The organism is Myxococcaceae bacterium JPH2, from assembly GCA_016458225.1.
GTDB lineage: Bacteria > Myxococcota > Myxococcia > Myxococcales > Myxococcaceae > Citreicoccus.
Window position 1 is genome coordinate 196,585 of sequence record JAEMGR010000003.1, and the last position, 14,202, is coordinate 210,786.

The window sequence follows — 14,202 nt, forward strand, 5'->3', positions numbered from 1 at the left end:
CCATGTCCGACCTGTCCAATCTGAGACACCGACTGACGCGCCGCCTGCGTGCCCTCTTCGACCGGGGCGCGCTGGAGCGTGAGCTGGACGAAGAGCTGCGCTTCCACCTGGAGATGGAGGTGGAGCACCTGATGCGCCAGGGGCTGTCCGCCGAGGAGGCCCGCGCGCGGGCCCAGCGTGAGTTCGGCGGCGAGGCCCGCGCCAAGGAGGCGGCGCGCGACGCTCGCGGCCTTCGCGTGCTGGAGGACGCGGGCCGCGATGTGCGGCTGGCGCTCCGGTCGCTGCGGCGCAGTCCCGCGTATACGGCCGTGGCGCTCCTCACGCTCGCGCTGGGCATCGGGGCGACCGTGGCCGTGTTCTCCGGCGTGGACGCCGCGCTGCTGCGCCCCCTGCCCTTCCCGGATGCTGGACAGTTGGTGGTGCTCCACGAGACCAACCGGAAGTACGCCGAGATGCACTTCGCGGGCGCCAACTTCCACGAGGTGGAGGAGCACGGCACGGGGCTCGCGTCCGTGGCGACCTACGGGGAAGACACCGTCACGGTGCTGGGTGGCATGGAGCCACGGCGCTCGCCGTCCGCGCTGGTGAGCCCGCGCTTCTTCGATGTGATGGGCATCCGCCCGCTGTTGGGGCGCGGCTTCGCCTCCGACGAGGGCGCCAAAGGCCAGCCTCCCGCCGCCGTGGTGAGCCACCGCTTCTGGCAGCAGGTGCTCGGGGGAGATCCGAGCTGGGTGGGGCGCACGCTGCGGCTCGGCTCGGGCGAGACGCGCGTCGTGGGCGTGATGCCGCAGGGCTTCCAGTTCCCCGCGGGGGTGGACGTGTGGCTGGCCTACGTGGACACCAATCCACATCGCACCGCGCACAACTGGAGCGTGGTGGGCCGTCTGCGTCCTGGCGTCACTCCTGAGCGGCTGGGCGTGGAGCTGGCGCCGCGCTTCGCGAGCCTGAAGGCCGAGCTGGGGACGGAGATGGACGCGGAGGGCGTCACCGTCACGCCGCTCCAGACCTTCCTGTCCCGCGAGAGCCGCACGCCGCTGCTCGTGCTGCTGGGCTCGGTGGGGCTGGTGCTGCTCGTGGCTTGCGTCAACCTGACGAGCGCGGGGCTGGCTCGGGCGCAGGCTCGGCAACGCGAGCTGGCCATCCGCTCGGCGCTGGGCGCGGGACGAGGGCGGCTGCTGCGCCAGTTGTTGGTGGAGAGTCTGGTGTTGTCCTTCGCGGGCGGAGCGCTGGGCGTGGGGATCGCGGTGGCGCTGTTGCACCTGCTCGGCGCGGGTGTCTCTCCGCTGTCCACCTTGGCCGCGCCGACGCTGGATGGGCGCATGCTCGGCTTCGCGCTGGCGGTGTCGCTGCTGACGGGGCTCGCGGTGGGGAGCGCGCCCGCGCTGCACGTCACGCGCGACCTGCGCGGCGCCATGGCGCAGGGACCGTCCGGTACCGGGGGCGGCCGGCTGCGCGGGCGCGCGGTGCTCATCAGCGCGGAGGTGGCGCTGGCGCTGATGCTGCTCGTGGGCGCGGGGCTCCTGCTCAAGAGCCTGAATGCGCTGCTCGGCGAGGATCCGGGCTTCCGTCCCGAGCGCGTGCTCATGGCCGAGGTCTCCTTGCCCGAGTCCCGCTATGGCAAGGAGGGCAGCCCCTACGGTGACGGCGATCGCGTGCGTGACTTCTACGAGCGGCTGACGCGGGAGCTTCGCGCGCTGCCCGGTGTGGAGTCGGTGGGCGTCATCAACCAGGTTCCGCTCAGCGGAATGTCCATGACGTCGGGCTTCATGGTGGATGACGGAACGGCCGTCGCGGGCTCGGCGGGCTATCACATCGTGGACACGAACGCGTTCGCCACGCTGGGCGTGCCGCTCTTGCGCGGCCGGGCCTTGAGCGAGGAAGAGGACCGCCCGGGCTCCCCCCATGTCGCCCTCATCAACCGCGCCATGGCGGAGCGCTACTGGCCGGGCTCCGACCCGCTCGGGCACCGCATCCGCCTGCCCGGCATGGACGCGCACAAGACCGAGTGGATGACCGTGGTGGGCGTGGTCGGCGACATGCGCCAGGACGGGCTCGATGCCGCCCCCAAGCCGCAGCTCTTCGTCCCGCAGTCACAGCGCCCCGAGCGACTGATGGCCGGCGCCACCGTGCTCGTGCGCGCCGCGGGTCCGCTGGCCGAGCTGGGGCCTCGCGTGCGCGCCGTGGTGCGCGCGACCGACCCGGACGCGCCCGTGGAGGTGTCGTTCATGGCCGACCTGGTGACGGGCTCGGTGGCGTCGCGCCGGTTGCTCGCGGTGCTCATCACCGGCTTCGCCTCCCTGGCGCTGTTCCTCGCGGCCGTGGGCATCTACGGCGTGCTGGCCTACTCGGTGGCACAGCGTCAGCGTGAGCTGGGCATCCGCATGGCGTTGGGCGCGAGGCCTGGGGCCGTGCGCGCCATGGTGCTGCGCGACGCGATGCGGGCCGTCCTGCCGGGCGTGGGCGTGGGATTGGCGGGAGCACTGGCGCTGACGCGGCTCCTGCGCGGGCTGCTGTACGGCGTGAGTGAGACGGACCCGTCCACGTTCGTCGGCGTGGCGCTCGCGCTGACCACCGTCGCGCTGGCGGCGAGTTGGATTCCGTCTCGGCGCGCCACCCAGGTGGATCCGCTCCTCGCCATCAAGGGCGACTGACGTCCGGATGGGGCACGAGCCCCAGGCCATCGATGATGGCCTTCGCGACGTCGTCGGGCGGAGGCGTGACGTCGACGACCAGCGCGTCCGCGGGTGACTCGAGCAGCGCCAGCTGACTGTCCAGGAGCACGGGCGGCATGAAGTGGCCGGTGCGCTCGAACAACCGCTTCGCGATGACCTCGCGCGGCGCATACAGCGACACCCAACGCTGCTGGCCGGGGTCCACCGTGAGACGCGAGCGGTAGGAGGCACGCAGCGCCGAGCACGCCAGCACCAGGTCCTCTCCGCGGCTCAGCGCGTCCGTCACCCGGCCCATCACCCGGTCGAGCCAGGGCGCTCGGTCCTCGTCGGTCAGCGCCTGGCCCGAGGCCATCTTCCGCACATTCTCGGGGGGGTGCAGGTCATCCGCGTCCACGAAGCACCACCCGAGGCGCTCCGCGAGCAGGCGGCCCACCGTCGTCTTCCCCGAGCCCGAGACGCCCATGAGGGTGACCACCATGCCGGCATGCCTCCCGAAAGCCGCACCCGCGGCCCGCAAGGAGGGTGGCGCGCCTCGCCGTCCCGCGCCACCCCCGCGCACTCGGAGTGCCAGGGGAATGTCAGACGTGCTTGGTAATCTTTCTTCCATCGCCGCGAAGGACGCGGCACGGAGGGGAGACGCCATGGCCGACATCGCGGACGGTGAGCAGCACTTGATGCAGGGCTCGGGGTCGAAGCCGTATGTCCTGAAGAACACTGGCGGGGTGTACTCCTGCTCGTGTCCCGCGTGGCGCAACCAGTCCATCGCCATCGAGCGGCGCACCTGCAAGCATTTGCGGAAGCTGCGCGGTGACGCCGCGGAGGACGCTCGGGTGGGCTCGCCCGCGTCGCCCGCGCCCCGCGCGAGCACTGCTGCCTCGGGAGACGCGGAGGAGGCCGCGGACAAGGCCCCGCCCCTCCTGCTGGCCCACTCCTGGGAGAACGACGTGGACCTCACCGGCTGGTGGATGAGCGAGAAGCTCGACGGTGTGCGGGCATACTGGGACGGCAAGAAGTTCTGGTCGCGCCTGGGCAACGAGTTCCACGCCCCCGAGTGGTTCACCGCGAAGCTGCCGGACTTCCCGCTCGATGGAGAGCTGTTCGGCGGGCGCAAGCGCTTCCAGCGCACGGTGAGCATCGCGCGCCGGCAGGACAAGAGCGACGACTGGAAGGAATTGACCTTCGTCGTCTTCGACGCGCCCTCGGAGGAAGGGGTCTTCGAGGCCCGCCTGGAGCGCTGCCGCCAGTGGATGGAGAAGCACGCGCCGCCCTACGCCACGTGGCACAAGCACGAGCCGTGTCGGGGCACGGAGCAGCTTCGCCAGGAGCTGGCTCGCGTGGAGGGGTTGGGGGGTGAAGGGCTCATGCTGCGTCAGCCCGGCTCGCGCTACGAGGCGGGTCGCTCGCACACGCTGCTCAAGGTGAAGAGCTTCCACGACGACGAGGCGCGCGTGGTGGCGCACCTGCCCGGAGCCGGCCGACACAAGGGGCGGCTGGGCGCGCTGGACGTGGAGCTGCGCAATGGAAAGCGCTTCTCGGTGGGCACCGGCCTGTCCGATGCCGAGCGGCGCGAGCCGCCGCCCGTGGGCACCATCATCACGTTCCGCTACCAGGAGCTGTCCAACGACGGCGTGCCCCGCTTCCCGTCCTACGTGGGCGTGCGCATCGACGCGGCGCCCTTCCCCGCCAGCGCGGAGAAGGGCCGCAAGGCCTCGCGGGCCTGAGCACCGCCAGTTCGGGTGTGCGGTATCCGTCATCGCAATACCGCGAACTCTCGACTGCGACCGCCGTCCGGCCGCACTCGGCCCCGCGCGCGGTCTAGAGAACGACGGTACGGAGCCCGTGATGGCACCGGGGTTCACGTGTCCTGGTGTCTGCTCGGGGGGACCATGCACTGCGAACTGTGTCTGTCCGAGCACGCCGAGGACGTGGTGTGCAGCCATGTGGAGTGGCCCCAGGTCGGCGCGAGCGCACCCGCGTCCGCCGAGGCGCCTCCCGCATCCGCCTCGCCCGCGACCGCGCCCACGCCAGAGCCGGTGGACCTCACCGGCCGCACGCTCGGGCACTACCGGCTGGTGCGGCGACTGGGCGTGGGGGGAATGGGCGCGGTCTATCTGGGGGAGCAGACGCTCATCGGCGCGCGCGTGGCGGTGAAGGTGATGCACCCGCACCTGAGCTCGGACGAGTGGCTGTGCGCGCGCTTCTACGCGGAGGCGCGCACGGTCAACGTGGTGGGGCACCCCAACATCGTCCGCGTCTTCGACATCAGCGAGGAGCCGGGCGGCATCCACTACTTCGTCATGGAGTACCTGGAGGGCGTGCCGCTGTCCCAGTGCGCGCGGCCCATGCCGGCCTCGGCGCTGGTGCCGCTGCTGGCGCAGGCGTGTGATGCGCTGGACGCGGCCCATCGCCAGGGCGTGGTGCACCGCGACCTCAAGCCCGACAACCTCTTCGTCGTGACGCAGGCCCAGGCTCCGCCCGCGATGAAGGTGCTCGACTTCGGCGTGGCCAAGGCGCGGCGCGCGTCGGCGGGTGACGAGACGGCCGCGGGCATGGTGCTGGGGACGCCCGCGTACATGGCGCCGGAGCAGTGGGCGGGCCAGCCGGTGGACGGGCGCGCGGACATCTACGCGCTCGCGGTCACCGCCTACTACATGGCCACGGGCCAGCTCCCCTTCGAGCGCGGGCAGATGGCGGAGCTGATGCTGGCCACCGGCCCCGTGGCGCCGCTGGCCCCGCACGAGTTGGCGCCCCAGGTCTCCGAGGCGCTGTCCCACGCCCTGCTGCGCGCACTGGCGCGGCGTCCCGAGGACCGGTTCGACACGGCGCTCGACTTCAAGCACGCGCTGCTCGCCGCGGCCCAGGTCCCCGCATCCTCCACCCACGTCCCCGAGTCCGAGGCGCTCATGGAAACTCCCTCGCTGCAGACGCCGCCGCTCACCTGGAGCGCGAGGGTGAGCCGGCCCACCGGGCCCGGCTCGGTGGACGTGGACTGCACGGCGCTGAGCAAGGGCGGCCTCTTCATGTGCTGCGCCGAGCCCTTCCCGCTGCTCTTCACCCGCCTGGAGTTCACGCTCCTGCTGGAGGGTGAAGAGGTGCCCTGCGCCGGAGAGGTGGTGCGCCACGTGGACGCGCGGCAGGCGCGCGAGTGGGGCATGTCCTCGGGCGTGGGCGTGCAGTTCATCAACCCCTCCGAGCACCTGCGCATGCTCATCCACCGCGCGCGCACGCCTCGCCCCGGTTCCCTGGTGCGAGGCCGCCCACGCGAGGCGAGGCCCTGAGGCTCAGCGCACGGTGAAGGAGCGGGACGTGCCGGTGTAGGGCCGCACGCGCCCGTCCCATCCCGACTTCCAATCTCCCTCGTGCATGAGCCGGTAGATGCCCGGCACCGTGTCGAGGGGGATGCGCCAGCTCACCGCGACGCGAGAGCAGCCCAGCGTGGGCACGCAGTTCTCGCGTTCCCAGTGGTACTTCGTCTCCCAATCCCAGTCATAGGCCACGTCCACCCAGGTGCCGTCGTACATGCGGCGCTGCACCCGCATGAACGTGCCGCCGAGCTTGAGGTCGTTGCGCGGATGTCCGCCCCAGAAGGTGACGGTCACCGTGTCGCCCCGCGCCGCGGCGGGCTTCGCGTCGGTGATGACCTGACCAAAGTTCACCCACAGGAGCTTGTCGTCGAACATCACCCCGGGCTGGAGCCCCACCACCGCGCCACGCAGGTCGCGCGGCGCGGGCCCGGGCGCCAACGTCCGGCTGTCGCGCAGCGCGGAGGCCAGCCCATCGAAGCCCTGCTGCAAGGCCGCCAGCGTCCACGGACCGAAGTGCGTGGAGGCGCCCTCGTAGTCCTGCCGCGCGTACTCCTCCCGCGTGGCGACATAGCCCGCGTACGCGTTCGACAGCCCCGCGATGACGACCTCCGTCACCCCGGCCGGCGCCAGCCGCGCGGCCACGGTCTGGCGCAGCCGACGCCCCGACATGGTCGTCAGCTCGAAGGGCACCGCGACGAGCGCCACGTTGCCCAAGGTGACCAACTGCAAGGGCAACACCTCGGGCGTCCAGGGATAGGGGCGCATGCTGCCCATCTCCAGCACGATGGGCTTCTCCCCCTGACACGGCGTGGTGACGGCCGCGCAGGTGAACTGGCTCCACACCGCGTGCACGGAGGCGCAGGACGCGCCCTCGCTGCCAAAGCCCGGACCGTCCTCGGCGCCCGCGAGCATGGACAAGCCGATGGCGGCCGGACACGTGCGCCGGGGCACGCCATCCGTGAACGCCGGCGCCACGTCCACCGCGTCCATCTTCACGTACACGTGCCGGTAGTCCACGCCTCCCGTGACGGGCGTGCGCGCCTCCAGCCACAGCCGCAGGGCGAAGTCGTGCTGCTTGCGCGCGGACAGCTCCGTGTCCTCGAAGTCGTCGACGCCGCCACCGTTGGTGCCGCCCAGCACGTTGGGCGAGGAGTCCCCTTCATTGGCGTTGGCGAACGCGGCCACGAAGGCGTCCGAGTCCGGCGTGTAGCGCGTGCCTCGCGCCAGCTCGAAGAGGTACGCGGCGAGCCCCTTGTTGTCCCCGCTGATGAAGTGGTTCTCGTTGCCCATGGACGTGGCGTGCACGGCGAACCAGTCGATGAGCCCCACCTCCTTGCCGTCCGTCCGCGACAGGCGCAGCAGCGTCATGCGCGTGTCCACGTCCGTGGTGTAGCGCTCGCGCTCCTCGGGCGGGTTGAGCTGGTACGCCAGCGGTGAGCGGTTGCGACTGGCCCCGAGCAGCTCGCCCGCCGCCAGGCGCAGCGTGCCGGGTGCGAGCCGCGCGTGCGCTCGCGAGATGGAGTCCACGATGCCCGAGACGATGGCCTCGAAGTTCTGCGGCACGAAGCCGAACGTGGTGAGGTTGTAGAGCGTGTAGTGCGAGTAGCCGCCCGGCCCCGAATGCGTGTGCGTGGCGCTCAAGAGGACGTTGTCCTCCGTGTACAGGTCCCCGAAGCGCGCGCGCAGCCGCTCCACCACCTGCTGCTTCACCGCCTGGAACACCATCCCCAGGTCCGCGCTGACGAACACCACGCGCTTGCCATTGCACGGCGAGGCGATGACGAACGCGCGCGAGCGCAGCCGCAGGTGGATGCCCGCCGTCTTCTGGGCCACCTGCGCGTAGCCCATCATCCCCACCTCCGCCGCCGGGCCGGTGATGTCGGAGAGGGCGGCGCCCACGAGGAACTGGGTCGAGCCCACACATGGCGACTCCGCGAGTCCCGACGACGTGGGCGGCGCGGCGTGGCTCACGGTCGCCAGCCCGCAGAGCAGGAGACCGAGCGCCGGGCCGAGTCCGACGAGGTGTGTGCGCATGACATCCTCCGGGGCCAGGGGGACGGCCCCTTCGTCACGCGAGAAGGTGGCCACGGAGGATCTGCTCGGACAGGGGCGCGCGCGCCACGCGTCGTGAGCGTCACACTGACCCGGCCCCGGAGGGCGCGGCGGAATCGAGACCGAGGGTGCCGGCTACGCCACGCGCACAGCGCGAGACGGGCAGGACTCCAGCACCACGCGGAAGGTGGTGCCTACCCCGAGCGCGGACTCCACGGAGATGAGGCCGCCCAGCGCGCGGACGATGGTGTCGCAGATGGACAGGCCCAGGCCGGTGCCCAGCCCCGGAGCCTTGGTGGTGAAGAAGGGGTCGAAGATGCGGCGCAGGTGCTCGGGCGCGATGCCTCGGCCCGTGTCGCGCACGTCCACCAGCACGCGGCCCTGCGTGTCCTCGCGCGTGACGAGGCGAATCTCGTTCGCCTCCATCCGCCCCTCGTCGATGGAGTGCGCCGCGTTGATGACGAGGTTGAGGAACACCTGGAACAGCTTGCCCTCGTTGCCCCGCACGGGCGGCACCACGCCGTACTCCTTCACCAGCCGCGCGCGCGGGCGGATCTCGCTGGCCGCCATCTGCGTCACCGAGTCCAGCACGCGGTGCACGTCCACCGGCTCCTCGTGCGCGTCGTCCACGCGCGAGAAGACCTTGAGCTGGCGGACAATCTGCCGCATGCGCTCGGCGCCATCGCGCGCGTCGTCCAGCACCTGGCGGCACTCCACCAGGTCCTCCACCGCCAGCGCGCGGGGAAGTCCGCCGAGGGCCCGGTTGAGGAACTCCAGGTTGGAGAGCACGTAGGCCAGCGGGTTGTTCAGCTCGTGGGCGATGCCCGCCGCGAGCATGCCCATGGAGGCCATGCGGTCCCCCAGCATGAGCTGGGCCTGCACGCGCTTGCGCTCGGTGAAGTCGCGCGCGACGGTGACGCGAGCGGGCGCGCCGTCGAAGAGCACGCCCAACGTCACCAGGTCCGCCACCACCACCGAGCCATCCCGGCACTGCAGCGGCACCTCTTGCGCGCGGGCCGCCAGCGAGCCGTCCTGCGCCTCGCTCAAGTGGCGACGCGCCGCCTCGCGGTCCTCGGGGCGCACCAGCTCCAGCAGGTTGCGCCCGAGCAGCTCCGCTGGGTCCTGATAGCCCAGGTAGAGCACCATGGCCGGGTTGGCGGAGAGCAGCGTGCCTCCCGCCGCGTGCACCACCACGGGGTCCGGGAAGCCTTCGATGAGCAGGTGGAAGCCCGCCTCGGTGCGGCGCAGGGTGGCCTCGGTGCGCACGCGCAGCGCATCCGCGGTGCGCTGCTCCAGGGCCAGCGACAATGCGCCGGCCGCGCCCGACAGGAGGTTGACCTCCATGGGCGACCACGCGCGCGCGCCATCGCAGTTGTCGAAGCCGATGAAGCCGAACAGCTCGCCGTGCACCCACAGGGGCAGAATCAGCAGCGACTGGATGCCCTGCTCCGCCAGCACCGGCGCGATGCCGGGCGCGAAGTCCCAGGGCACGCCCTGCACCGCCTCGCCGCGCCACAGCCGCACGGACTGCTCGGCGCGGAAGGACTCGTCCACGGGGAAGTTCTGCGTGTCCGGGTTGTCCAGCTCGCGCGAGATGCCGGGGGCACACCACTCGGCGCGCTGGGACTGGAGCAGCCGGCCCTGACTGTCGCGGTGGAACTCGAAGACATACGCCCGGCTGGCGCCGGAGACCTGGCCCAGTGGCTCCAGGATGGCGTCGTAGAGCGCGCCAGAGGGCTCGGGCGCGAGCAGGCGCCGCTGCACCTCCACCACGGCCTCCAGGTAGCGCTCGCGCGTGGTGGCGGCATCCTCGGCGCGGCGGCGCGCGGTGACATCCACCAGGGTGCCCACCACGTCGCCCGCGCCTCCGGGCACGCCCGAGGCGGACAGCTCCACCCAGCGCACGCCCACGCCTCCGTCGAGGCGCAGCTCGCGGCGCACTGGCAGCGGGGCGCGCGTGCGGGCCGCCTCCAGCAGGGCGCGCGCCGTGTCGCGGTCCACCGGATCGAAAATCTCCACCAGCGGCCGGCCCTGCCACAGCGCCGCGGGCGCCCCCACCAGGTGCTCCCACGGCACGCCAACGAAGCCCAGGCGCCCGTCGCCATCCAGCTCGAAGATGACCTCGCGCAGCAGCGAGGAGGATAAGTGGGCGCGAACTCGAGCCGAGGGCGCGGCCGAGGCGTCGGGCGCGACGGCACGCGCACAGCCCGTGCAAAAAGGCTCCGGCTCGTCGCCGGACGAATCAAAGCGCCCTGTCTCGCGCTGCTCCTGCGACACCGCGGTCTCCTCCCCTGGGCCTGGGATGCGAAATCCCACTTCCGCCCGTCACCATCGGCCTACACAGGCCGTGTTCCCCGTCCCGAGAAACCTCGCCCGAAGCATAAGTCCCGCGAATGTTGCCAAGTCAATGGATGGGGGGGGAATCACTTGCTGTCCGGCGGTTCCCACCCACCCGGGGCTCCCGAGCGAGGCAGGTTTCTCCGGTCTCCCAGCACGCGCGCCGGAACGCCGCCCACGATGGCCCACTCCGGCACGTCCTTCGTGACGATGGCGCCCATGCCCACCACCGCGTGGTCTCCCACGGTGACGCCGTCCGTGATGCCCGCGTTCGCCCCCACCCAGACGTCCGAGCCGATCACGATGCCGCGCGACGTGACGGGCTGGTCGCGCACCGCGCGGTCCGGCGCCATGCCGTGGTCGAAGGCGTAGAGGGTCGCCCCGGTGGCGATGCGCGAGCCCGCGCCGATGCGGATGCCCGCCGCGCCGCCATCCACGCTCGCCCGCGCGTTGATGCTCACACCGGGGCCCAGCTCCACCGGCCCATGCACGAACGCCTCCGCCGCGATGCTGCACCCGGGGCCCAGGCGCACGGTGCGCCCCAGCTCGGCGAAGATGCGCGCCTGGGGGGCGATGAAGCAGCCCTCGGCGATCTCCACCGTCTCCAACTCGCGCAGGTTGTCCTGCACCTCGCGCTGCCACGCCGCGGCCCACTCGCGGTGGCGTGGCTTGAGGACGAAGTACAGCCACGGCATCCAGGACAGCCGCTGCTTGTGCTGCTCACGTCGGCGCGCATCGAGGTCCACGCCGCCTGCCTACCATGGCGCTCGCGGCGCTGGGGGCTCCGCCGTCACTCCCCGGCCTCCACTGTGAAGTGGCAGCGCTCGCGCTCCGCGGCGATGGTGGCGCTGTCGTCCTGCCCGGGCATGAGCCGAGACACCATGTCGTCTGGCTCCCAGCGGTACGGCTGGCCCAACAGGCGCACCCGTCCCTCCGCGAGCGCGCGCGTGGCCTCCACCAACGGCAGGGGTAGCAGGTCGCGCTGGAGCGCCTCGAAGCGCCCCTGGCGCGCGGGGTCCAGGAAGCGGAAGCGGGAGCGCGCCACCACGGCCAGGTGGAACCACATGGGCCGGAACGCCACGCCCGCCAGCCCCAGCCGCGTCGCCATGGTGGCCAGCATCTCCGTCGCCTCGCGGCCCAGCCCCAGGCCCGGCACTTCCTGGCCAGGGAGTTGTGGCCGCAGGTCGCTGAAGCGGGCGCGCGGGTGGCGCAGGCTGAGCCAGTTGACGAAGAGGAAGTCCTCGCCGCCCAGGCGACGGCGCTCCAGCACGCAGTCCGTCAGCAGGTGCTCCTGCCCCGCCGCATGCCCCAGCACCTTGATTCGGTCGCCCGCGCCTGTCGCGCTCACGTCCACGCGCAGCCGGCGGTAGCCCAGGCGCTCCACGTGCGACAAGAGGCCATAGCGGAACAGCGCGTACTCCACCGCCTGCGCCGTGTAGTAGCCCAGCACGCGGGGCCGCGTGTCCGTCGCGACGCCGAGCGAGCCCTCCAAATCCTCCAGCGTCAGCGGCTCCTCCATCGGCGTGCTCCCTTCCTGCGTCAGCAGGTGGGCGATGCGCTGGAAGCGCGCGCTCAGCGGGTCATACCGCGCGGTGATGCGCCGGCTCGCCAGCCCCGACAGCACCAGCACCGTCCCGGCGAACACCTTCCACGACTCGGCGTGGTAACCCCCTCCGGGCAACCACACGCTGGAGCGCCCTCGCAGCGCGGTGGCCAGCACCACGTCCCGCTTGCGCGCGCCGTCGAGCGTCAGCCCCACCCGCCCGAAGCGATCTCCCGCGAGCACGTCGCCGCCCGCGATGACGAACGTCAGGTCCGAGCGCGGCATGCGCGACAGCAGCCGCTCCACCAGCGAGACATACGTCGCGTCGTCACACGGCTCGGGCACCCGTGTCTCGTCCACGCCAGCGGGCAGCGCGCCCCAGTCACTGCCCGACACCGAGCCGAGCCACACGCGCTCGTGTCCCGCCAGGCACGCGGCCGTTCCATCCGGCGGGTGCGCGTCCAGGTCCAGCACCGCCACGCGTCCGTCGAAGCCCTCCGCGCGCAGCTCCGCGAGCGCCACCGCGATGTCATTGACCGCGCAGAAGCCCCCGCCGCGGTCCGGGCCCGCGTGGTGGAAGCCGCCCGCCATGTTCACCGCGGGGCCTCGGCGCAAGAGCGCCAGCCGCGCGGCGCCCAGCGTGCCGCCACACACCCGGCGCACGTTGTCGAGCAGCGTGTCCACCGGCACCTCGGACGGGTCCGCCGCGTAGATGCGCGCCAGCGTCTCCGGCTGCCCGAGCGACTCCAGGTACCGCGCCTCGTGCACCCGCGCGAGCTGCCCATAGGACACCGGCTCCGGATGGTGCACGTCCGATGCCCGCACCACGCCGGACTCCAGGAGGTACCACGTGGTGAAGTCCACGCCGCGCGGCTCGATGCCCACGGTGGACTCCACCGCGGACAACGGCAGCCGGTAGGCCTCGTCGTAGAAGACAGGCACCCGCTCGCGTCCCACGCCCAGCCGCGCCAGCCAATCCCGAATCATTCAGGCCTCGTCCCTGGCGAGGCTGCCGGACCCGAACGAGACGAACCAGGAGAAACACCGCAAACGGATGAGAGGGGCACGCGGCTCGATGTCCTGTCCTGAGAAAGCGGAATGGAGGGTTCTTTACAGATTTTCAGGCTGTTCCGTTGATTTCTAAGTCAAACCCAGAGTAACCCATGCGCCCGGCGGGACCGCCCTGCTGGCGGCCTGCACACCCAGGAGGTAGCCATGCACGCCGTTCGCAGCCTTTGTGTTGCCGTCGCCGCGTTGCTGTTCGTCTCCTTCCCGGCGCACGCCGCGGATACGTACACGAAGACCCGGTACCCCATCGTGCTCGCGCACGGCATGGCGGGCTTCGATTCGCTGTTCGGAGTGGTGGACTACTTCTACGGCATCAACCCGGGGCTCGCCTCGGGTGGGGCGCGCGTCTACGTGACGCACGTGCCGTCGTTCAACTCGAGCGAGGCGCGCGGCGAGGCGCTGCTGGCGCAGGTGCAGGACATCGTGGCCCGCACGGGCTGCGGCAAGGTGAACCTGATTGGCCACAGCCACGGCGGCCTGGACGTGCGCTACGTGGCGGCGGTGCGCCCGGACCTGGTGGCGTCCGTGACGACGGTGGGCACGCCGCACAAGGGCGCGGACCTGGCCACGTACCTGCGGTCCAACGTGAAGGGCGGCAGCTTCAGCGAGTCCGTGCTGGCCTACTTCGCCAACAGCCTGGGCACGGTGCTGGGGCTGCTGTCGGGCCACACGTCGCCGCAGGACGCGGTGAAGGGGCTGGATGCGCTGACCCAGGCGGGCACCGCGGCGTACAACGCGAAGTTCCCCGCGGGCGTCCCGGCCGCTTCGTGCGGACAGGGCGCGGCCACCGGCACCAACGGCCAGCGCTATTACTCGTGGTCCGGCACGTCCGTGCTGACCAACGTGCTGGACGTGGGTGACGGCTCGCTGGGGCTCTCGGCGTTCTTCTACAGCGAGAGCAACGACGGCCTCGTGGGCCGGTGCAGCTCGCACTTCGGCACGGTGCTGCGCGACAACTACGGCATGAACCACCTGGACGAGGTGAACCAGGTGCTCGGGCTCACCAACCTCTTCGAGTCGAGCCCGGTGTCCGTGTTCCGCGCGCACGCCAACCGCCTGAAGGCCGCGGGCCTCTAGGCCGTTTCGCTCCGGGGCGCGGCGCGGGAGGATGTGCCCGCCGCGCCCGCCTTCTCTTCCGCGCAGCCCGGGGAGCGACCACCGTGAAGCCTCGCGCCATCCTCGTGGGAGGCGTGCTCGTCGTCCTCGTGGGCGCCGCCACGCTGGT

The 14,202-nt window shown here is 71.8% G+C and carries 9 protein-coding genes; 4 read left to right on the plus strand and 5 right to left on the minus strand.

Annotated features, from left to right (window positions below):
- Positions 1-2 precede the first annotated feature (2 nt).
- The gene (locus JGU66_05530; protein ID MBJ6760214.1) at positions 3-2,651 is read left to right on the plus strand and encodes an ABC transporter permease; all 2,649 of its coding nucleotides are present in this window, start codon (positions 3-5) and stop codon (positions 2,649-2,651) included.
- On the opposite strand, the gene JGU66_05535 is transcribed toward JGU66_05530, so the two are convergent.
- Positions 2,638-3,150, minus strand: a complete 513-nt coding sequence (locus JGU66_05535) for a gluconokinase (protein ID MBJ6760215.1) — start codon at positions 3,148-3,150, stop codon at positions 2,638-2,640. The two genes, JGU66_05530 and JGU66_05535, sit on opposite strands and share 14 nt — an antisense overlap.
- Positions 3,151-3,313: 163 nt before the next feature.
- On the opposite strand from JGU66_05535, the gene JGU66_05540 reads away from it, so the two are divergent.
- Both JGU66_05540 and JGU66_05545 read left to right on the plus strand, forming a co-directional pair.
- Positions 3,314-4,393, plus strand: coding sequence for a DNA ligase (locus JGU66_05540; protein ID MBJ6760216.1), 1,080 nt, complete (start codon positions 3,314-3,316; stop codon positions 4,391-4,393).
- 165 nt (positions 4,394-4,558) lie between these two features.
- Positions 4,559-5,950, plus strand: coding sequence for a protein kinase (locus JGU66_05545; protein ID MBJ6760217.1), 1,392 nt, complete (start codon positions 4,559-4,561; stop codon positions 5,948-5,950).
- Positions 5,951-5,953: 3 nt separating this feature from the next.
- On the opposite strand, the gene JGU66_05550 is transcribed toward JGU66_05545, so the two are convergent.
- The 4 genes from JGU66_05550 to JGU66_05565 form a co-directional block, all read right to left on the minus strand.
- A complete protein-coding gene (locus JGU66_05550; protein MBJ6760218.1) occupies positions 5,954-8,011 on the minus strand; it encodes a neutral/alkaline ceramidase in 2,058 nt (685 codons plus the stop codon).
- A 153-nt stretch (positions 8,012-8,164) separates the two neighbouring features.
- Complete coding sequence (locus tag JGU66_05555) at positions 8,165-10,306, minus strand: PAS domain S-box protein (protein MBJ6760219.1); 2,142 nt, start codon at positions 10,304-10,306, stop codon at positions 8,165-8,167.
- Between the two features lie 146 nt (positions 10,307-10,452).
- Positions 10,453-11,112: an acyltransferase gene (locus JGU66_05560; GenBank protein MBJ6760220.1), complete on the minus strand. Its 660-nt coding sequence runs from the start codon at positions 11,110-11,112 to the stop codon at positions 10,453-10,455.
- Positions 11,113-11,156: 44 nt separating this feature from the next.
- Positions 11,157-12,896, minus strand: coding sequence for a histone deacetylase (locus JGU66_05565; protein MBJ6760221.1), 1,740 nt, complete (start codon positions 12,894-12,896; stop codon positions 11,157-11,159).
- 228 nt (positions 12,897-13,124) lie between these two features.
- Between JGU66_05565 and JGU66_05570 the strand changes: the two genes are divergently transcribed.
- The gene (locus JGU66_05570; protein ID MBJ6760222.1) at positions 13,125-14,054 is read left to right on the plus strand and encodes a triacylglycerol lipase; all 930 of its coding nucleotides are present in this window, start codon (positions 13,125-13,127) and stop codon (positions 14,052-14,054) included.
- The last annotated feature ends 148 nt before the right edge of the window (positions 14,055-14,202 follow it).